The organism is Yokenella regensburgei ATCC 49455 (genome assembly GCF_000735455.1).
GTDB lineage: Bacteria > Pseudomonadota > Gammaproteobacteria > Enterobacterales > Enterobacteriaceae > Yokenella > Yokenella regensburgei.
Genome location: NZ_JMPS01000076.1, coordinates 71,538 through 91,336, shown reverse-complemented (window position 1 = coordinate 91,336; position 19,799 = coordinate 71,538). Strand labels below are relative to the sequence as shown.

General features: G+C 58.7%; 19 protein-coding genes. 16 read left to right on the top strand and 3 right to left on the bottom strand.

Going from position 1 to position 19,799, the window contains the following annotated elements; genetic code table 11:
* Positions 1 to 269: 269 nt before the first annotated feature.
* Entirely contained in the window at positions 270 to 1,475 is a 1,206-nt protein-coding gene (locus GYRE_RS19755; protein ID WP_051861002.1) for an FAD-dependent monooxygenase, read from the top strand.
* Positions 1,476 to 1,539: 64 nt separating this feature from the next.
* Positions 1,540 to 2,484, top strand: coding sequence for a zinc-dependent alcohol dehydrogenase family protein (locus GYRE_RS19750; RefSeq protein ID WP_038257727.1), 945 nt, complete (start codon positions 1,540 to 1,542; stop codon positions 2,482 to 2,484).
* Positions 2,485 to 2,508: 24 nt separating this feature from the next.
* Here the strand turns inward: GYRE_RS19750 and tynA are convergent, their stop codons facing one another.
* Together tynA and paaZ are read right to left on the bottom strand one after the other, a co-directional pair.
* A complete protein-coding gene (tynA, locus tag GYRE_RS19745) occupies positions 2,509 to 4,779 on the bottom strand; it encodes a primary-amine oxidase (RefSeq protein ID WP_038257724.1) in 2,271 nt (756 codons plus the stop codon).
* A gap of 162 nt (positions 4,780 to 4,941) precedes the next feature.
* On the bottom strand, positions 4,942 to 6,987 hold the full coding sequence (gene paaZ, locus GYRE_RS19740; protein ID WP_038257723.1) for a phenylacetic acid degradation bifunctional protein PaaZ: 2,046 nt from the start codon (positions 6,985 to 6,987) through the stop codon (positions 4,942 to 4,944).
* 287 nt (positions 6,988 to 7,274) lie between these two features.
* On the opposite strand from paaZ, the gene paaA reads away from it, so the two are divergent.
* The 13 genes from paaA (at position 7,275) to paaY (ending at position 18,439) form a co-directional block, all read left to right on the top strand.
* The gene (gene paaA, locus GYRE_RS19735) at positions 7,275 to 8,204 is read left to right on the top strand and encodes a 1,2-phenylacetyl-CoA epoxidase subunit PaaA (RefSeq protein ID WP_006819818.1); all 930 of its coding nucleotides are present in this window, start codon (positions 7,275 to 7,277) and stop codon (positions 8,202 to 8,204) included.
* A 10-nt stretch (positions 8,205 to 8,214) separates the two neighbouring features.
* Complete coding sequence (gene paaB, locus GYRE_RS19730) at positions 8,215 to 8,502, top strand: 1,2-phenylacetyl-CoA epoxidase subunit PaaB (protein ID WP_006819819.1); 288 nt, start codon at positions 8,215 to 8,217, stop codon at positions 8,500 to 8,502.
* Between the two features lie 7 nt (positions 8,503 to 8,509).
* Positions 8,510 to 9,265 (top strand): 1,2-phenylacetyl-CoA epoxidase subunit PaaC, encoded by a 756-nt coding sequence (gene paaC / locus GYRE_RS19725; protein ID WP_006819820.1) that lies wholly within the window; start codon positions 8,510 to 8,512, stop codon positions 9,263 to 9,265.
* Between the two features lie 15 nt (positions 9,266 to 9,280).
* Complete coding sequence (gene paaD / locus GYRE_RS19720) at positions 9,281 to 9,778, top strand: 1,2-phenylacetyl-CoA epoxidase subunit PaaD (RefSeq protein ID WP_006819821.1); 498 nt, start codon at positions 9,281 to 9,283, stop codon at positions 9,776 to 9,778.
* Positions 9,779 to 9,785: 7 nt separating this feature from the next.
* A complete protein-coding gene (gene paaE / locus GYRE_RS19715; protein WP_038257720.1) occupies positions 9,786 to 10,856 on the top strand; it encodes a 1,2-phenylacetyl-CoA epoxidase subunit PaaE in 1,071 nt (356 codons plus the stop codon).
* On the top strand, positions 10,853 to 11,620 hold the full coding sequence (gene paaF / locus GYRE_RS19710) for a 2,3-dehydroadipyl-CoA hydratase PaaF (RefSeq protein ID WP_006819823.1): 768 nt from the start codon (positions 10,853 to 10,855) through the stop codon (positions 11,618 to 11,620). Before paaE ends, paaF begins: the two co-directional genes overlap by 4 nt.
* A gap of 2 nt (positions 11,621 to 11,622) precedes the next feature.
* Positions 11,623 to 12,417: a 2-(1,2-epoxy-1,2-dihydrophenyl)acetyl-CoA isomerase PaaG gene (gene paaG, locus GYRE_RS19705; protein ID WP_006819824.1), complete on the top strand. Its 795-nt coding sequence runs from the start codon at positions 11,623 to 11,625 to the stop codon at positions 12,415 to 12,417.
* Positions 12,414 to 13,832 (top strand): 3-hydroxyacyl-CoA dehydrogenase, encoded by a 1,419-nt coding sequence (locus tag GYRE_RS19700; protein ID WP_038257718.1) that lies wholly within the window; start codon positions 12,414 to 12,416, stop codon positions 13,830 to 13,832. Before paaG ends, GYRE_RS19700 begins: the two co-directional genes overlap by 4 nt.
* A complete protein-coding gene (paaI, locus tag GYRE_RS19695) occupies positions 13,822 to 14,244 on the top strand; it encodes a hydroxyphenylacetyl-CoA thioesterase PaaI (protein ID WP_006819826.1) in 423 nt (140 codons plus the stop codon). Before GYRE_RS19700 ends, paaI begins: the two co-directional genes overlap by 11 nt.
* Positions 14,244 to 15,449 carry a 3-oxoadipyl-CoA thiolase gene (pcaF, locus tag GYRE_RS19690; RefSeq protein WP_038257716.1) on the top strand — a complete coding sequence of 402 codons (1,206 nt, stop codon included), beginning with the start codon at positions 14,244 to 14,246 and terminating at the stop codon, positions 15,447 to 15,449. Before paaI ends, pcaF begins: the two co-directional genes overlap by 1 nt.
* Positions 15,450 to 15,482: 33 nt before the next feature.
* Positions 15,483 to 16,799 (top strand): phenylacetate--CoA ligase PaaK, encoded by a 1,317-nt coding sequence (gene paaK, locus GYRE_RS19685; RefSeq protein ID WP_006819828.1) that lies wholly within the window; start codon positions 15,483 to 15,485, stop codon positions 16,797 to 16,799.
* 99 nt (positions 16,800 to 16,898) lie between these two features.
* A complete protein-coding gene (gene paaX / locus GYRE_RS19680; protein WP_006819829.1) occupies positions 16,899 to 17,840 on the top strand; it encodes a phenylacetic acid degradation operon negative regulatory protein PaaX in 942 nt (313 codons plus the stop codon).
* 2 nt (positions 17,841 to 17,842) lie between these two features.
* A complete protein-coding gene (gene paaY / locus GYRE_RS19675) occupies positions 17,843 to 18,439 on the top strand; it encodes a phenylacetic acid degradation protein PaaY (protein WP_038257714.1) in 597 nt (198 codons plus the stop codon).
* Positions 18,440 to 18,537: 98 nt separating this feature from the next.
* Here the strand turns inward: paaY and GYRE_RS24020 are convergent, their stop codons facing one another.
* Positions 18,538 to 18,690, bottom strand: coding sequence for a Hok/Gef family protein (locus GYRE_RS24020; RefSeq protein WP_006819831.1), 153 nt, complete (start codon positions 18,688 to 18,690; stop codon positions 18,538 to 18,540).
* Positions 18,691 to 19,047: 357 nt separating this feature from the next.
* Between GYRE_RS24020 and GYRE_RS19665 the strand changes: the two genes are divergently transcribed.
* Positions 19,048 to 19,746 (top strand): cysteine hydrolase family protein, encoded by a 699-nt coding sequence (locus tag GYRE_RS19665; RefSeq protein ID WP_038257712.1) that lies wholly within the window; start codon positions 19,048 to 19,050, stop codon positions 19,744 to 19,746.
* Positions 19,747 to 19,799: the final 53 nt, after the last annotated feature.

The following is a 19,799-nucleotide window of genomic DNA, read 5'->3' as shown; positions in this document are numbered from 1 at the left end:
TGTTCTGCTGTCAGCTTCAGTAAATCATCAGTTTACTAAATATAATGAGTATTTATGTGTATTCAAATGTGTAAGGATAATCATTTATATTGAAACTTATTTGAACTTGACGTTCTGTATGGATAAATTCCAGGACAGTTATTAGGAGTTTTCCTGGCTTGTTCTGGCAATGGAGAAAAACTGGCAGCATTAACAACAGTCGTTATACTTTTCCCCAACAAAATAACCACATAAAAATAATGGTTATTAACTACCACGTGAGGGATAAGATGACGAAAGTGATAATTGTCGGAGCCGGAGTGGGCGGTTTAACCTTAGCATTGGCGCTGCATGAACGCGGGATCGTAAGCCAGATTTATGAGGCACACGATCGGGTAAAAACGGTAGGTGCCGGAATTAACCTGCAGGCGTATGCGGTGAAAGTACTACATCAACTGGGTATTGCTGAAGAACTTAGCAACAACGCCATCTGCCCGGAAGAGTCTGCCTACATCAGTGCCGCAGGGCAGACGCTCTTCAAAGAACCTCTTGGTCATCACGGTGGAAGCGATTTCCCTCAGTATTCCATCCACCGTTACACATTGCAGAAAATCCTCTGCGACGCGGTACAGAAACGCCTGGGGCAGCATGCCGTGCAGTTCTCTACCCGGGTGAACGCTTTTTCACAGGATGAAAACGGTGTGACGGTACAGTTTGAAGGCGGTGACACGACTGACCGCGCGGATGTACTGGTGGGCTGCGACGGCGTTCACTCGATAATCTGCCACCAGATGTATCCCGATAACAGTGCCGTTCGCCTGCCGGGTATCACCATGTGGCGCGGAGTGGCACGTAATATTCCTCCGTTCTCGCGCCACCGGGTGCTGCGGGCAGGGCGCCTTGAGAGCGGTAAGCTCATCGCTTATCCCATCAAAGATCCCGATGACGACACCGCGATTCTGTGGAACTGGGTGGCTGAGCTGCATACCGGCAAGAAAGCGAAAGTGGAAAAAACCAGCTTGGTGGCGATAAATACGCTCCCTGAAGTGTTCAATATGCTGCAGCTTGGCGAGTTAGACGGTGAGCAGCTTATTCAGAACTCAAGCCACGCGTTACGTCTGCCAATGGCCGATCGCAAACCGCTGCCGAACTGGAGTATTGGTAAGGTCACGCTGCTTGGCGATGCTGCGCACCCGATGTATCCCGTGGGTTCCAACGGTGCCGGACAGGCAATCATTGATGCCGCGACGCTCGCCGAATGCCTGCAACAGCAGTCTGTAGAGGAGGCGCTCCAGCTTTACAACACCCTGCGCCGCCCGGCGGTGAGTAAGCTGGTGGAGGGCGATCGGTTAGGTGGTCCGGATGTGGTATTGAACGAAATGCACCGTATTGTTGGCAGTCTGCATGTCCCGGAGGGGATGCTGCCTGGCCTGCAGACCACCTTCCACGAGAAAATCAGCCGCTATCGTAAAAGCGTGGGCATCTTAATCACCTAATCGCCACAGGACGGTTCGTTTGTTATCATCCGGCGCTCATCCGTTACCCCATGAGCGCTGGACCATGCTGAACCATCGCCTGCTGTATCAACGCTATGGCGATCCCGCCTTGGTGCTGCAACGGCAGTCAGTCCCCTTAACGACGCGAGAAAATTCACTTCTGCGGGTGCGAATGCGCTTTGCGCCAGTCAATCCTTCCGATCTTATCCCGGTTACCGGAGCCTACCGCCACCGCACTACGCTGCCCGCGGTCTCGGGTTATGAAGGACTGGGAACGGTTGAGCAGGTACCGCCGTCCCATGCGGCGCTGTTGGGCCGGCGGGTGCTGCCGCTTCGCGGTGATGGTACCTGGCAAACGCATCTGGATATCGCCCCGGACTGGCTGATACCAGTACCTGACGCCATTCCTGATAGCCTGGCGGCTCGGGGCTATATTAACCCGCTCACCGCGTGGCTGATGCTGACACGCTGGCCAGTGGCGGGAAAACACGTGGTGCTGACGGCGGCATCTTCTTCCTGTGCGGCGTTATTAGGGCAGTGGGCGCTACGAATGGGGGCAGCGTCGGTGACCGGGATTTTACGCTCGCCGGAGCATGCACCACGTCTCATCGGATGGGGCATGATGCCGCTGCTGGCGGATAACCTGACTGAGATCCGCAACGCCTGTCGCCGTGCGGATCTGGTGTTTGACGCCGTCGGCGGCGCGCTGGCTACCGCTATCCTTCATTTCCTGCCGCCCGCCGCCACGCTTATCTCTTACGGACTGCTTTCTGGTGAGCCAATCACCTTTAGCCACGGCACGGCGCGGGTGGCGAAATTTCATCTGCGTGAAGCGCTGCCGGGATTGAGCATTGAAGCGTGGCAGCACGCCTTTCGACAACTCTGGCTACTGTTGCCCGCCACGGCGTTGCCGGAGGTGCAAATCGTTCCGTACCGGGAATGGCGCGAGGCGCTGAGGCTCTGCGGTGGGAAATACAAAGTGGTGCTGGACTTCAGGGACGCAGAATGAAAAAGGGGGCCGCAGCCCCCTCAATTATTTTTCCTTCTTCTCACCCAGCGTCGGTGTCTCATCGAAGAAGTTCCACGGCTTCAGCAACGCATGCACCCATTCGGTTGGCATAATCGGCCACTCTTCCGCGCGGGCGACGTGGGTCGTGCCGGTGGTGATCCACACCACATCGTCATGGTTGTCCAGCGACTCGTTGTCTTTGCTGTACTGCCCAAGCCCGGTGTCATGCATCGAGCGGTTTGGATACTTACCTTCCGGGTAGCGTTCGTCCGGATGGTAACGCGTGACCCAGAGCTGTTTGTCCATAAAGCTCAGGCGGTGGTAAATCCACTCGTCCGGTGCAAACTTCGCACCGGTGGCGACCGGATGGGTGCCGCCCGCATAGGGAATAATCTGGTACGACACCGGGTTGCCCATCCGGTTCTCTTTGGTGGTGTTGCTCAGCAGGCGAATGGTGCCCGGATCAAACTTCTGCGCGGCCTGCTGTTCGCTGTCGATGGTGTACTGATTGATTTGCATGGTGCTGGTGCGCGGGCCACCGGCGGTGTTGGGCTTCACCTCTGGATCCATCGCCACCAGCGTGTTGTTCTCACCGTCCACGTCGAGATCGAGGCGGAAGTTATAGATGTGCTGGTGGGTGGTGCCGACAATGTTGTGGTCGATAAGCGTGCCGTAGCGGGTATCATCTTTCGCCGACGGATCGTGCATGGTCTTTGCCTTCACGCCTTTGACCGCTTCAATCCCGGTGGCACCGGCATCGATACCGATAGTGCCATTCTCGTGGAACACCCAGTCGAAGATATAGTCGTAGTTGCCAACGGTACTTATCCAGCGGACCACCAGCTCACGCCGCTCGGTGCTGACGTTAGGTTGTCCCATCTCCTGATGTTTGTATTCCGGCCCGGCATAGCGTTCGAAGACGGCAATGGCGCGAGGAATGTCCATTGGTGCACCGGTGTAGTCGGCGATGGTCTCATTGAGCAGCACGGCGTTCGACGGCGCATCTTTTCCACGGGCGATAGGCGAGGTCAGGGTGCCCATGCCGTAATCGCCGGAGTCGAGGTAGGCTTTGAAGTACCAGCCGATATCCGGGTCGCCGTAGGGCACAATCATCCCGCCGAGCGATCCTTCGTACATGATTTTGCGTTTTTTACCGTTATCGTTATAGGTGACGGTGGAGAGGATTGGCCCCACGCGAGAGTTAAGCCGCAGGTGGAAGTCCCAGTTCTGCCAGTGGATCATGTCGCCGGTGATGGTGTAATTCTTACCCTCTGGCTCAATGATATCGAGCGGTTTAACCGCCGCCTGCACGCGGTCGCGTCCGTCATAAGGGCGTGGTGTTAACGGAACCGGGATCACCGCGCCTTCTTCAATTTTGATAATTTTCTTCTGCTCAAGATCAACCACCGCCACCAGATTTTCAATCGGATGCGCCCAGTAGTTGCCGTCACCGACATCGAGATAGCTCACGACTTTCAGCAGACGGTCTTCCTGTTTCAGCCCGTCCTTGCCGTCAAAATAGCCGACGGTGAGCGGGGTGGTGATCACTTTTTTGGTATCGGTGATCCCGTGCTTTTTCAGCACCTCGGCGAACGCTGTGCTGTCGTTAATCACCTGCTGCACGGTGGCGAAATCATCAAGCAGCACCATGCCGTGGGCATCTTTGACGGGCTGCCAGGAGACCACTTTTTTACTTTGCAGGTCGACGACACCTTCAATCACATGTTTACCGTCGAGCATAATCACGTTGGCCATGCGCGGGGCATCCACCGTTTTGCCGGTCAGGGCAAAATCCCACACCGCGGCTTTGTCAGGCTCGCGCAGCGAAATCTCGGTAAAGCGAGTATTCGGTTTAAAATCGGCAGCCGTTTTAACGATCTCCACCGCGGTGCGGATCTCCGCGGCGGTCAGTGAATTCAGCGGATGCGGTTTCTTTTCAACCTGGAACGTCTGGTCGAGGCCGGACTGAAACACATCGTTGATGAAGGTATCGGATATCCAGGCTTTCTTGTCTTTCATCACCACAGGCACCTGCAGGGTGAGCGGCTTGCCGTTTACGATGGCGGTTTTCGCCCCCGGCTTCACTTTGACGTAGGCCCCGTCTTTAATCAGCGTAAACACCTGTGCGTAATCATCCCACTGAACGTCGGCGCCAAAATCCTGCAGCGTTTTTTCCATCGGTACCATATGCGCTTCGCCACCGTGGGCGAAAACCGGAGTTTGCCAGGTACAGCACAGCGCAACGGCCAGGGCCAGCGCTGTTTTACGGGGAGAAAGAAGAGAGCGGCTTCCCATACATGACCTCATTGTTGTTGTGTTTTTGAAGTGGTGACAGCGTCATCGTGCCAGCCTTTAGCCGTTGGCGTTTGCCTGCTCCTGCCAGGTTATTTGTCAGATGTGCCAGGTTGGTTTTTTTGTTGACCGGGTGACGAATGCCACCCGGTAAGTACAGTCAGATCAAGCGCTGAAGTCGCCGGTCTTACGCGCAACAAGGGTCAGGATGGAGTACAGCGCCACCGGCTGCTGATGCTGGTTGAACACTTCCACCGCCCATTCCACCACGCCGGTCGGGCGCTCTTCGGCGGTACGCTGGCGTTTCACCGTTTTCCGTTTGCAGGTGAGGCGCACCTGGATGGTATCGCCAGGTTTCACCGGCTCGATGAAGCGCAGATTTTCCATTCCGTAGTTGGCAATTACCGGCCCGACGCCATCATCAACGAACAGCCCGGCCGCCGCGGAGATGATGAAGTAGCCGTGCACCACGCGCTCGCCAAAAAGCGATTCCGCCGCGGCGATTTTGTCCATGTGGGCGTAGAAGTGATCGCCGCTCAGACAGGCAAAATTGACGATATCCGCTTCCGTCATGGTACGACGCGGGGTGAGCAGGCTGTCGCCCGGCTGCAGCTCTTCAAAGTATTTACAGAACGGGTGGATCCGGTCTTCCGCCACCTGGGCTCCACGCACCCACTGCTGGCTGATGGCGGCGAGCATGGTCGGGCTGCCCTGGACCGCGGTGCGCTGCATGTAGTGTTTAACCGCGCGCAGGCCGCCCAGCTCTTCGCCACCGCCGGCGCGTCCCGGGCCGCCGTGCACCAGCTGCGGCAGCGGGGAGCCGTGCCCGGTGGATTCTTTAGCGGACTCAGCGTTCAGGATCTGAATACGCCCATGGGCACGCGCTGCACCCAGGATAAACTCGCGCGCAAGCGTAGTGCTTGCGGTCACCAGCGTCCCGGCCAGGCTTCCCTGACCGGCGCGCGCCAATGCCAGCGCATGTTCGGCGGAGCGATAAGGCATCAGGGTCGCGACCGGGCCGAAAGCCTCCACGGCGTGAACTTCCGGGGTTTCATCCGGCTGAGCGCAATAGAGCAGCGTTGGCGGGAAGAAGGCTCCGGCTTCGTTGAGACTGGCTTTACCACCAAGGCGAACTTCACACCCGGCTGCAATCAGCGTATCAACTCTTTCCTGCACATCCTGACGCTGCTCGCTGTTGATAAGCGCGCCCATCTTCACCCCTTCCTGCGCGGGATCGCCAACAACCACTTTCTCAAGCTTTGCTATCAGCGCGTCGCTTACCGCCTGCACCTGCGCCTGCGGCACGATAATACGGCGAATAGCGGTACATTTTTGCCCGGCTTTGGCGGTCATTTCACGTACTACTTCGCGAATGAACAGGGCGAATTCAGGCTGCTCCGGCGTAACGTCGTCACCAAGGACCGCGCAGTTTAGCGAATCGGCCTCCATGGTGAAGGGCACTGAGTTAGCCACCAGATTCGGATGCACGCGCAGCGCCTGACCCGTGGCCGCCGAGCCGGTAAAGGTCACGACATCCTGGGTATCAAGCTGGTCGAGCAAATTGCCAGCGCCGCCGCAGATAAGGCTCAACGCGCCTTCCGGCAGCAGACCGCTGTCGACAATCGCTTTCACCATCGCCTGCGCCACCTGTGCGGTGGCGGTGGCGGGTTTCACGATGGCGGGCATACCCGCAAGCCACGTTGGCGCCAGTTTCTCCAGCATCCCCCAGCAGGGGAAGTTAAAGGCGTTGATATGCACCGCGACGCCAGATTTTGAGGTCAGGACGTGGCGTGCCGCAAAACCGCCTGCTTTAGAAAGCGGGATCAGTTCATCTTCCGGCCACAGGGTGTCATCGGGCAGTTCGCGTCCGCCGAGGCTTGCGTAGGTAAACAAGGTGCCGATACCGCCTTCGATATCCACCCAGCTGTCGGCGCGGGTCGCCCCGGTTTGTGCCGACAGTGCGTAAAAGGTCTCTTTCTGCTCCAGCAGATGGCGGGCAATCGCTTTCAGCATCGCCGCACGCTCAATAAACGTCATCGCCTGCAGCGCTTTACCGCCGCGCGCAATGGCAAAACGGCGGGCTTGTGCCATGTCCAGCCCTTCACTGGTCACTTCCCACAGCGCTTCACCGCTGATGGCGTGGTGAATGTGCCGTTCGCGGCCACGGCCTGCCTGCCACGAGCCGGATAAGTAACTGGTTAATTGCTGCATCGCGTATCTCCAAAGTGTTACGTGTCGTTGTGTTACATAGTTTGATTATGAATCATAAAAATCAAGACTGAATTTAATAATTTATTAACAATGAGATCGTTGTCGAAATGGTGTTGTTTGTTATTTCATTGATATTTATTAAGTTAATGAAATCCGCTGCGAGCGTCATCACAGAATAAACAAACATAATTTGTGGTTTAGGTTAACCATTATGTAACGTTTCCAAAACAAAGTGATTCACAAATTGTCTATACTTGAGTTAATCGGAATCATAAAAAGGTGATGACGTGACAGAAGAGCAACGCTTTAACGAACGCATCGAGCAGGAGACGGCCATCGAGCCGCAAGACTGGATGCCGGAGGCCTACCGCAACACGCTGATCCGCCAGATTGGTCAGCACGCGCACTCCGAGATCGTCGGCATGTTGCCGGAAGGCAACTGGATAACCCGTGCCCCCACGCTGCGCCGCAAAGCGATTCTGCTGGCAAAAGTGCAGGACGAGGCGGGTCACGGACTCTACCTGTACAGCGCCGCCGAAACCCTGGGCTGTGCGCGGGAAGATCTGTATCAAAAGATGCTCGACGGCAAGATGAAGTACTCCTCCATCTTCAACTATCCGACCCTCAACTGGGCCGATATCGGCGTGATCGGCTGGCTGGTCGATGGTGCCGCCATCGTCAACCAGGTCGCGCTGTGTCGTACCTCTTATGGCCCCTACGCCCGGGCGATGGTGAAAATCTGTAAAGAGGAGAGCTTCCATCAGCGGCAGGGCTTTGAGGCTTGCCTGGCGCTGTCGAAGGGCAGTGAAGATCAGCGGCAGATGCTGCAGGACTCCATCAACCGCTTCTGGTGGCCAGCGTTAATGATGTTCGGGCCGAACGATGACAACTCGCCGAACAGCGCCCGAAGCCTGGCGTGGAAAATCAAACGCCATTCCAACGACGAGCTGCGCCAGCGCTTTGTCGATAACACCGTACCGCAGGTCGACATGCTGGGAATGACCGTGCCGGATGCGGCGCTGCAGCTTGATGAAGAGAGCGGTCATTACCGTTTTGGTGAGATTGACTGGCAGGAATTTAACGACGTGGTGAGCGGTCGTGGGATTTGTAACCACGAACGTATCGCCGCTAAACGCAAGGCGTGGGAAGAGGGTGAATGGGTGCGTGAAGCCGCGCTCGCCCATGCACAGAAACTGCACACCCGTGACGTCGCCTGAGGAGAACACAATGAGCAATGTCTACTGGCCATTATATGAAGTATTTGTTCGAAGCAAGCAGGGGCTTTCGCACCGTCACGTGGGCAGCCTCCACGCGGCCGACGACCGCATGGCGCTGGAAAATGCCCGTGATGCCTACACGCGTCGCAACGAAGGCTGCTCTATCTGGGTGGTGAAGGCGAGTGAAATCGTGGCCTCGCAGCCGGAAGAGCGCGGCGAGTTTTTCGACCCGTCAGAGAGCAAGGTGTACCGTCACCCGACGTTCTACACCCTGCCTGACGGCATTGAGCATATGTGAGGTGGCGATGACGACTCAGGATCCTATCGCCACCTACGCCTTACGGCTTGGCGACAACTGTCTGGTGCTGGCGCAACGCCTTTCGGGCTGGTGCGGACATGCGCCGGAGCTGGAGATTGACCTGGCGCTGGCCAACATCGGCCTCGACCTGCTGGGGCAGGCGCGTAACTTCCTCGCCTATGCCGCAGAGCGCCGTGGCGAAGGTGATGAAGATCAGCTTGCCTATTTTCGCGATGAGCGCCAGTTCCTGAACCTGCTGTTGGTTGAGCTGCCGAACGGCAACTTCGCCGATACGCTCGCCCGTCAGTATCTGATGGACGCCTGGCACGTGGCGCTGTTCAGCCGCCTGACCGCCAGCCGCGACTCGCAAATCGCTGCCATTGCGGCCAAAGCGATTAAAGAGGCGCGCTATCACCTGCGTTTCAGCCGCGGCTGGGTCGAGCGTCTTGGGCGCGGCACGGCGCTTTCAACCCACCGTATGCAGCAGGCGCTGGAAAACGTCTGGCGCTTTAGCGCTGAACTGTTCGACGCCGATGCGCTCGATATCAGCCTGAGCGAGCAGGGTATCGCCGTCGATCCGCGTACGCTACGCGCGCCGTGGGAAGAAGAGGTGCTCGCCGGGCTTAAAAATGCCGGGCTGTCGGTGCCTGCTGACGCGCCTTACCGCACGGGGGGGAAACAGGGCCTGCATACCGAACATCTCGGGCCGATGCTGGCAGAAATGCAGTATCTGCAGCGAATGTACCCCGCACAGCAGTGGTAACCGGAGGAGGTCAGCATGCAACGTCTTGCCACTATCGCTCCCGCTGAGGTTCGCCAGATTTGGGCGCTGCTGGAGCAGATCCCGGATCCGGAAGTGCCGGTGCTCTCCATCACCGATTTAGGGATGGTACGCAGCGTGTCGCCGCAGGGTGAAGGCTGGGTGATTGGCTTTACGCCGACCTATTCCGGCTGCCCGGCAACCGAACATCTTCTGGGCGAGATCCGCGCGGTGATGACCCGTCACGGTTTTACCCCGGTGCATATCGTCCTGCAGCTCGACCCGCCGTGGACCACCGACTGGATGAACGCCGGGGCCCGCGAGCGCCTGCGTCAGTACGGTATCAGTCCGCCGCAGGCGCATGCCTGCCATGCCGGACTGCCTCCGGCGGTGAGCTGCCCGCGCTGCGGCAGCACGCATACCACGCTGATTAGCGAATTCGGTTCGACGGCCTGCAAAGCACTGTACCGCTGCGACAGCTGCCGTGAACCCTTTGATTACTTTAAATGTATTTGAGGTTGCCATGACCACGTTTCATTCACTTACGGTGGCAAGCGTCGAACCCCAAACCCGCGACGCGGTAACGATCACCTTCGCGGTGCCCGAGGCGCTGCAGGCGGCCTACGCTTTTCGTCCCGGGCAGCACCTGACGCTGAAAGCGCGTCTGGGCAATGAAGAACTGCGCCGCTGCTACTCCATCTGCCACCGGGCAAAACCGGGTGAGATCAGCGTGGCGGTAAAAGCCATTGAAGGCGGCCGTTTTTCTAACTACGCCCGCCAGGAGATTAAAGCCGGTATGCAGCTTGAGGTGATGGTGCCCCAGGGGCTGTTTGGCTACCAGCCAGAGGCGGGGCACTGTGGAAACTATCTCGCCATTGCCGCCGGCTCCGGCATCACTCCGATGCTGGCTATCGTTGAGAGCACGCTGGCCACCGAAACAGAAAGCCTGTTCACCGTTATCTACGGCAACCGCAGCAGTCAGAGCATGATGTTCCGCCAGACGCTGGCGGATCTGAAAGACCGCTACCCAACCCGCCTGCAGCTGGTGTGCCTGTTCAGCCAGGAGAGCCTCGACGGTGACCTGCTGGAGGGGCGCATCGATGCCGTGAAGCTTGAAGCGCTTTCTCAGCGGTTGATTAACTTTACCCAGTTTGATGCGGCCTTCATCTGCGGCCCAACCGTAATGATGGACGAGGCCGAAGCGGCGCTGCTGGCCCTCGGCATGCCGAAGAAATCGGTTCACCTTGAGCGCTTTAATACCCCGGGCGGCAGTATCCGTCACGCCAGCAGCGTGCAGGCGGGCGGCCAGACGGTGACCGTGCGCCAGGACGGTCGTGAGCGTCTGGTGACGCTTACCGCCGATGACGAAAGCATTCTTGATGCGGCCCTGCGCCAGGGCGCGGATTTACCGTATGCCTGCAAAGGCGGCGTCTGCGCCACCTGCAAATGCAAAGTGCTGCGCGGCAGCGTTTCGATGGCGACCAACTACAGCCTGGAAGCCGACGAACTGGCGGCGGGCTATGTCCTGAGCTGTCAGTCGCTGCCGACCACGCCGGACGTGATTGTCGATTTTGATGCGAAGGGGATGGCATGAGCGAACTGCTGATAACCCAGCACGACCGCGTGCTGCTGCTGACGCTCAACCGGCCGCAGGCACGAAACGCGCTGAACAATGCGCTGTTGCTGCAGCTTGCCGAAGCGCTGGAAGCGGCGGCGCAGGATGCGGACATTGGTGCCTGCGTCATCACCGGCGACGAGCGTTTTTTTGCCGCCGGCGCGGATCTCAACGAAATGGCGGACAACGACCTCGTTGCCACGCTGAACGACACCCGCCCGCAGCTGTGGGCGCGAATCGACGCGTGCAAAAAGCCGCTTATCGCCGCGGTTAACGGCTATGCGCTGGGGGCGGGCTGCGAGCTGGCCCTGCTGTGCGACATCGTGATGGCCGGCGACAACGCCCGTTTCGGCCTGCCGGAAATTACCCTCGGCATTATGCCGGGCGCGGGCGGCACCCAGCGTCTTATTCGCAGCGTAGGTAAATCGCTGGCAAGCAAAATGGTGCTGAGCGGCGAAAGCATCGACGCACAGCGTGCGCTGCAGGCGGGGCTGGTCAGTGATATCTGCCCACCGGCGCTGACCGTCGAATACGCCGTGAAGCTTGCCACCACCGTTGCCGGACGTTCACCGCTGGCGCTACAGGCGGCGAAACAGGCGCTGCGCCAGTCGCAGGAAGTGAGCCTGCATGCCGGGCTTCAGCTCGAACGCCAGCTGTTCACGCTGCTTGCGGCTACCGACGATCGCGCGGAAGGCATTGCCGCTTTTCGCGAAAAACGCACCCCAACATTCAAAGGACGTTAACGATGGATGCTTTCATTCTTTGCGCAGTGGAGCAGGGCGTGATGACCCTGACCCTCAATCGCCCGGATCGTCTGAACAGCTTTAACGACGTGATGCACCAGCAGCTTGCCGAGTGCCTGAAGCAGGCCGAGCGCGACGACAGCGTGCGCTGTCTGCTGATCACCGGCGCCGGGCGCGGCTTTTGTGCCGGTCAGGATCTCAACGACCGTAACGTCGACCCGCTGGGCAATGCGCCGGATCTCGGGATGTCGGTAGAGAATTTCTATAACCCGCTGGTGCGCCGCCTGGCGGCGTTGCCAAAGCCGGTTATTGCCGCGGTGAACGGCGTGGCGGCCGGTGCCGGGGCGACGCTGGCGCTCGGCTGCGACATGGTCATCGCTGCGCGTTCAGTGAATTTCATCATGGCCTTCAGCAAACTGGGGCTTATCCCGGACTGCGGCGGCACCTGGTTTTTACCACGCGTTGCCGGGCGCGCCCGGGCGCTGGGACTGGCGCTGATGGGCGATAAGCTCAGCGCCGAGCAGGCGCTGCAGTGGGGAATGATCTGGCAGGTGGTTGACGACGAACAGCTGGCGGACACCGCGCTGACGCTGGCGCGCCATCTGGCGGCTCAGCCGACCTATGGCCTCGGCCTTATCAAGCAGGCGATGCTGGCGGCAGAAACCAACACGCTGGACGAGCAGCTCACCCTTGAGCGTGACTACCAGCGTCTGGCAGGCCGCAGCCCGGATTACCGCGAAGGGGTTAGCGCGTTTCTGGCGAAAAGACCGCCTCAGTTTAGCGGAAAGTCCTCATGAGCCCGCGTATTCATACCGTTGCGGTGATCGGTAGCGGCACCATGGGGGCCGGGATCGCCGAAGTGGCGGCGGCGGCGGGGCATCCGGTGCTGTTGTACGACATCGCAAGCGAAGCGTTAACCCGGGCGGTGGACGGTATTCGTCGCCGTCTCGAGTCGCGGGTGACGCGCGGAAAGCTCAGCCAGGATGCCTGCGCGGCAACGCTCGCCCGCCTCTTTCCTGTTGCGGATATGCAGGCGCTGGCCTCGGCGGATCTGGTCATTGAAGCGGCGAGCGAGCGTCCGGAAGTGAAAGCGGCGTTGTTCAGCCAGCTTGCGGAAATCTGCCCGGCGCAGACCCTGTTGACCAGCAACACGTCATCGATTTCGATAACCGCGATTGCGGCCGGAGTACGTCATCCGGAGCGCGTGGCGGGGCTGCACTTTTTTAACCCGGCACCGGTGATGAAGCTGGTGGAAGTGGTGAGCGGTATTGCGACCTCGACGGAAGTGGTTGAGCAGCTTTGCCAGTGCGTCAGCGGCTGGGGTAAACAGCCGGTTCGCTGCCGCTCCACGCCGGGATTTATCGTTAACCGCGTTGCCAGACCTTTTTATGCCGAGGCGTGGCGGGCGCTGGAAGAGCAGGTCGCTGACGCGGCGGTGATTGATACCGTGCTGCGAGAAGCGGGTGGCTTCCCGATGGGGCCGCTGGCGCTGACTGACCTGATTGGTCAGGACGTCAACTTCGCCGTGACCTGTTCGGTATTCAACGCCTTCTGGCAGGAGCGCCGTTTTCTGCCCTCGTTAATTCAGCAGGAGCTGGTGCTGGCAGGACGACTGGGTAAAAAGAGCGGGCAAGGGGTTTACGCCTGGCCGCAGGGTGCCCCGGAAGTCGCGTTTTATCCGGATGTGAAGCACCTTGCGCAGCATACTCAATCATCAGGTGACAGTGTCACCATTGATGACGTGCTGGTCACGCATTGCGACGGTGAAACCGCGCTGGAAAAGGTCAGCAGGCTGAAGCGTCCGGTGGTGGTGGTGGACTATAGCGAAGGCGACGTTGTTGCTGTTGCCGCCGCCGCCACTAACAGCCAACGGCAGACGGAAACGGCCATCGGCTGGCTGCAGCAGCAGGGCAAAAAAGTGCTGCTCATCGCCGACTATCCGGGCCTGCTGGTAAGCCGCGCTCTTGCAATGCTGATTAATGAAGCGCTGGACGCGGTGCAAAAGGAGGTGGCCAGCGAGGCGGATATCGATACCGCGATGCGCCTTGGGGTGAACTATCCGCACGGCCCGCTGCAGTGGGGCAGCAACCTCGGCTGGCAGCGCGTGCTGACCCTGCTTGAGAACCTGCAACGCCATTACGGGGAAGAGCGCTATCGTCCCTGTTCGTTACTGCGCCAGCGTGCGCTTCTGGAGAATCGTCATGAGTCATAACGCCTGGCACAACGCTCGCGTGATGTATGAGAACGACGCCTGCGCGCAGGCGTTGGGGATCGATATTGTCGAAATGGACGACGGCTATGCGGTGGTCACGATGAAGGTGCAGCCGCAGATGCTGAATGGGCATCAGACCTGCCACGGCGGGCAGCTTTTTTCTCTGGCCGATACCGCTTTTGCCTACGCCTGCAACAGCCAGGGGCTGGTGGCGGTGGCCTCTGCCTGCTCGATTGAGTTTCTGCGTCCGGGGCTTGCGGGGGATACCCTTACCGCCACCGCCTGCGTGAAGCATCAGGGCAAGGTGGCCGGGGTGTACGACATTGAAATAGTGAACCAACATAATAAGACCGTTGCCCTGTTTCGCGGAAAATCACACCGCACCGGCGGCACGATTACAGGAGAAGCCTGATGCGCGATGCATTTATCTGTGATGGTGTCCGAACCGCGGTAGGCCGCTACGGTGGCGCACTTTCCGGCGTTCGCGCCGACGATCTGGCGGCAGTACCGCTGCGCGCGCTGTTAAGCCGCCATCCGCTGCTCGATGCGGCGCTGATTGATGATGTCATTCTCGGCTGTGCTAACCAGGCCGGAGAAGATAACCGCAACGTGGCGCGTATGGCTACGCTGCTTGCGGGGCTGCCGCAGACGGTCTCCGGTACCACCATCAACCGCCTGTGCGGTTCCGGGCTTGATGCGCTGGGCTTTGCGGCACGTGCCATTCGTGCGGGCGATGCCGATCTGCTGCTGGCGGGCGGGGTGGAGTCGATGTCTCGCGCCCCGTTCGTGATGGGGAAAGCGACCACCGCGTTTTCCCGCCAGGCGGAGATTTTTGATACCACCATCGGCTGGCGTTTTGTGAATCCGCTCATGCTGCAACATTTTGGTACTGACAGTATGCCGGAAACGGCAGAGAATGTAGCTGAATTGTTAAATATCAGCCGTGCGGACCAGGATGCTTATGCCTTGCGTAGCCAGCAGCGTACCGCTCAGGCCCAGCGTAACGGCATTCTGGCGCAGGAGATTGTGCCGGTCGAAATTAAAGGCAAAAAAGGGGCCATTCTCGAAGTGAAAGAGGACGAGCACCTGCGCCCGGAAACCACCCTTGAACAACTGGCAGCGTTGAAGACACCGTTTCGTCACAACGGCTGCATCACCGCCGGGAACGCCTCGGGCGTCAACGATGGTGCTGCGGCGCTGATCGTCGCGAGTGAGGAAATGGCATTGTCACAGGGCCTGACGCCGCGGACGCGCATCGTGGCGATGGCTACGGCGGGCGTGGAACCACGCCTGATGGGGCTTGGGCCGGTGCCGGCAACCCGCAAAGTGCTTGAGCGCGCGGGGCTGAATATTAACGATATGGATGTGATTGAGCTGAACGAAGCCTTCGCCGCGCAGGCGCTGGGCGTTCTCAGACAACTGGGGCTCCCGGATGATGCCCCGCATGTGAATCCCAACGGTGGCGCCATCGCGCTTGGCCATCCGTTAGGCATGAGTGGGGCCCGACTGGCGATTGCCGCCAGCCATGAGCTGCACCGACGCGGCGGCCGTTATGCGCTGTGCACGATGTGTATCGGTGTGGGTCAGGGCATCGCCATGATCCTGGAGCGTGTTTGATCTGTGAGCTAATCAACCTGCGAGTACCCTATAATGATAACGAAAACCATGCTTGACCCGATTGAAACCGCCTCCCGTGACGAACTTCAGGCGCTGCAGACTGAGCGCATGAAATGGACGCTGAATCACGCGTACCAGAACGTCCCGATGTATCGCCGTAAGTTCGATGCGGCGGGCGTTCACCCTGACGACTTCAAAGAGCTTGCCGACATCCGCAAATTTCCCTGCACCACCAAGCAGGATCTGCGGGACAACTATCCGTTCGACACCTTCGCGGTGCCAATGGAGAAAATCGTGCGTATCCACGCCTCTTCCGGCACGACCGGTAAACCAACGGTCGTAGGCTATACGCAAAATGACATCGATACCTGGGCAAACCTGGTGGCGCGTTCGCTGCGCGCGGCGGGTGCCAGTGCGAAAGACAAAATTCACGTGGCTTATGGCTACGGTCTCTTTACCGGCGGACTTGGCGCGCACTACGGGGCAGAACGCCTCGGGGCGACGGTTATCCCGATGTCCGGCGGTCAGACGGAGAAACAGGCGCAGCTTATCCGCGACTTTCAGCCGGATATCATCATGGTGACGCCATCCTATTGCCTGAATCTGATTGAAGAGCTGGAGCGGCAGATGGGCGGTGACGCCCGCAGTTGTTCGCTGCGGGTAGGGGTGTTTGGCGCCGAGCCGTGGACCCAGGCGATGCGCAATGAAATTGAGCACCGTCTTGGGATCACCGCGCTTGATATCTACGGCCTGTCGGAAGTCATGGGGCCGGGCGTGGCGATGGAATGCATCGAAACCGCCGACGGCCCGACCATCTGGGAAGATCATTTCTATCCGGAAATCGTCAACCCGGATACCGGCGTACCGCTGGAAGACGGCGAACTGGGTGAGCTGCTGTTTACCACGCTCACCAAAGAGGGGCTGCCGGTTATCCGTTATCGTACCCGCGATCTGACGCGTCTGCTGCCTGGAACGGCGCGCACCATGCGGCGAATGGACAGGATCAGTGGACGCAGCGACGACATGCTGATTATCCGTGGCGTGAACGTCTTCCCGTCACAGCTGGAAGAGGAGATCGTTAAGTTCGAACATCTCTCCCCGCACTATCAGCTGGAGGTCAACCGTCGCGGGCATCTTGATTCGCTTTCGGTGCGGGTTGAGCTCAAAGAGAGTAGCCTCAGCCTGACCCACGAACAGCGTTGCCAGGTGTGTCATCAGCTGCGCCACCGCATCAAATCAATGGTGGGGATCTCAACCGACGTCACCATCGTCAACTGCGGCAGTATCCCGCGTTCTGAAGGTAAAGCCTGCCGGGTGTTCGATCTGCGTAAGGTCGCGGCTAACGGTTAAAAGACGTGTAATCTGAATCCCTCTCCCCATGGGCGAGGGATTCAGACGAGGGCAACAGAATCCGTGCTATGATTCAGCCAGGATAAAAAAGATAAAAGAATGAATCAGATGAGTAAACTCGACGCTTTTATTCAACAGGCGGTTTCCTCCGTTCCCATCAGCGGTACATCGTTAATTTCTTCTCTGTATGGTGATGCACTGTCGCATCGTGGCGGTGAAATCTGGCTCGGGAGCCTGGCAACGCTGCTGGAAGGGCTGGGTTTTGGTGAACGTTTTGTGCGCACGGCGCTGTTTCGCCTCAACAAAGAGGGCTGGCTGGACGTTGACCGCGTCGGGCGACGAAGCTACTACCGGCTCAGCGATAAAGGCCTGCGTCTGACCCGCCGTGCCGAAGGCAAAATCTACCGCGCCGAGCAGCCCGCCTGGGACGGTACCTGGCTGCTGCTGCTTTCGGAAGGGCTGGATAAATCGACGCTGGCGGATGTCAAAAAACAGCTCATCTGGCAGGGATTTGGTACGCTGGCCCCGAGCCTGATGGCCTCGCCGTCGCAAAAGCTGGCGGACGTACAGGCGTTGCTGCATGAGGCCGGAGTAGCGGAAAACGTTATCTGCTTTGAGGCTCATTCCCCGCTGGCGATGTCGGTGGCAGCACTGCGCTCAAGGGTCGAAGAGTGCTGGCAGCTGACCGAGCAGAACGTGATGTACGAATCGCTGATCCACTCCTTCCGCCCACTGCTGCCGCTGCTGCGGGACGCCGGGCCGGAGGAGCTGACGCCGGCGCGCTGTTTTCAGATCCAACTGCTATTGATTCACTTTTATCGTCGCGTGGTGCTGAAAGACCCTTTACTGCCGGAGGCGTTATTGCCTGCGCACTGGGCCGGACAGGCCGCGCGTCAGCTGTGCATTAACATTTATCAACGCGTGGCAGCAGGAGCGCTGAGCTGGGTAAGCGAGAACGCGGAAACGTCGGTGGGCGAACTGCCGCCGCCGGGAAGCCAGTTTTACCAGCGCTTTGGCGGGCTGCATCTGAATAAGGAGTGAGTATGCCGGTTTATCAAATCGACGGCCTGACCCCGGTCGTACCTGAAGAGAGCTATGTTCATCCTACCGCGGTGCTGATTGGCGACGTGATTCTGGGCAAGGGGGTATATGTTGGCCCGAACGCCAGTCTGCGCGGCGATTTTGGGCGTATTGTGGTGAAAGATGGTGCCAATATTCAGGATAACTGCGTGATGCACGGTTTTCCGGAGCAGGACACGGTGGTGGAAGAGGACGGACATATTGGCCATAGCGCCGTGCTCCACGGCTGCATCATCCGCCGCAATGCGCTGGTTGGCATGAACGCGGTGATTATGGATGGCGCGGTGATTGGCGAAGACAGCATCGTCGGGGCGGCGGCCTTCGTAAAAGCGAAAGCGGAGATGCCCGCCAGACACCTTATCGTCGGCAGTCCGGCAAAAGCGATTCGCCCGCTCAGCGACAGCGAGATCGCCTGGAAAGTGCGCGGCACCCGTGAGTATCAGGTGCTGGTTGAACGCTGCAAACTGACGATGCATCAGGTTGAACCACTGCGCGAAGTCGAAGCCGGGCGCAAACGGCTGGAGTTTGGTGATGACCTGCGGCCAAAATCAGCGCAGTAGCCCGTGTTGGTTAGCCCTCTCACCGGAGAGGGCTAAAAGGGTGCGTCAGGCATCAAACCTCGCCGTCTGACGCGGGGATTGCTCCCCGCGTGCGTCAGCTACTTCCTCGATTCGTAAGCGAGAACAGCCTTAATCTCCATACCACGCTCTTTTACGCTTAACTCACATAACGTCTCGCGTACCAGAAACGTGAATCCGAGTACTGCGATACACAGTACAATGATTGCCACGAGGGCGTACTTCGTCAGCATGTTATTGCCTCCTTGCTAAGAAGAGACTAACATCCAACCTGCTGTGGTTTGGAGTGTTAGCCCCGGGTTGATAGAACTATCACCTGGGGCTTTTCACTATCTGGCTCCTGCCAGCGGCCTGAGACCAGACAGCCTCAAGCACCCGCGCTGATTCTATGCTTTTCCCATTCCGCCAACAGCGCAGCCTACGGATTTTACGAGCCTGCTCGTAAAGTAAATTGACACCGTCTTTTTCTGATCGTTTCTGCGACAAATATTGGCCCGAAAGTGCCGCTTTTGGTGCTGCGAGTGGCTTCTGGCCGCGCGTGGATTGCTCAATAATTTCTCCGACATTTGATACCTCAACGGAGAAAGATAATGAAAAACCCCCTTCGCTATGCGTTACTGGCAACGATGATGTCAGCCATTACCCAGCAAGCTCTGGCACAGGAGAACACCTCAGTGAATACGAAAACCATTCGTGAAATGAGCGGTGCGACCGCCGTGACGTCGCTGTCGGCGTCGAAAACGGCGCTGATTGTTATTGATATTCAGAACGAGTATTTCACCGGGAAAATGGTGATCCCGGATGGCATGCAGGCGCTGAATAACAGCAAAAAGCTGGTGAACTTTGCGCATCAGAAGGGCATGCCGGTGTTTTTCGTGCAGCACGTTGGTGCGAAAAACGACCCGCTGTTTGCCGAAGGTTCGGTATATGCCGAATTTCACAAAGACCTGTTGCCTGGCGCCAACGACATCACGGTGAAAAAGGCTACGCCCAGCGCCTTTGTTGGCACCAGTCTCGATGCGCAGCTAAAAAAACGCGGTATCAATCAGCTGGTGGTGACCGGGCTGATGACTCATATGTGCGTGTCGTCGACCGCGCGAGATGCGGTACCGCTCGGCTACAGCGTCATCATTCCTGAAGATGCGACGGCAACCCGGGATCTGAACGACTGGCAGGGTGGAGTGGTTGACCATCGTGTTCTGCAACGGGCTGCGCTTACGGCCGTCGCCGATGTATTTGCGGAAATTAGCACCACCGAGCGGGTGCTGGCGCTGCCGGTTGAGCCGTAACCTGCAACCTTTAAACACCGCGCAGCCGTCAGGGAAGTCCTGTCCTGTACTGG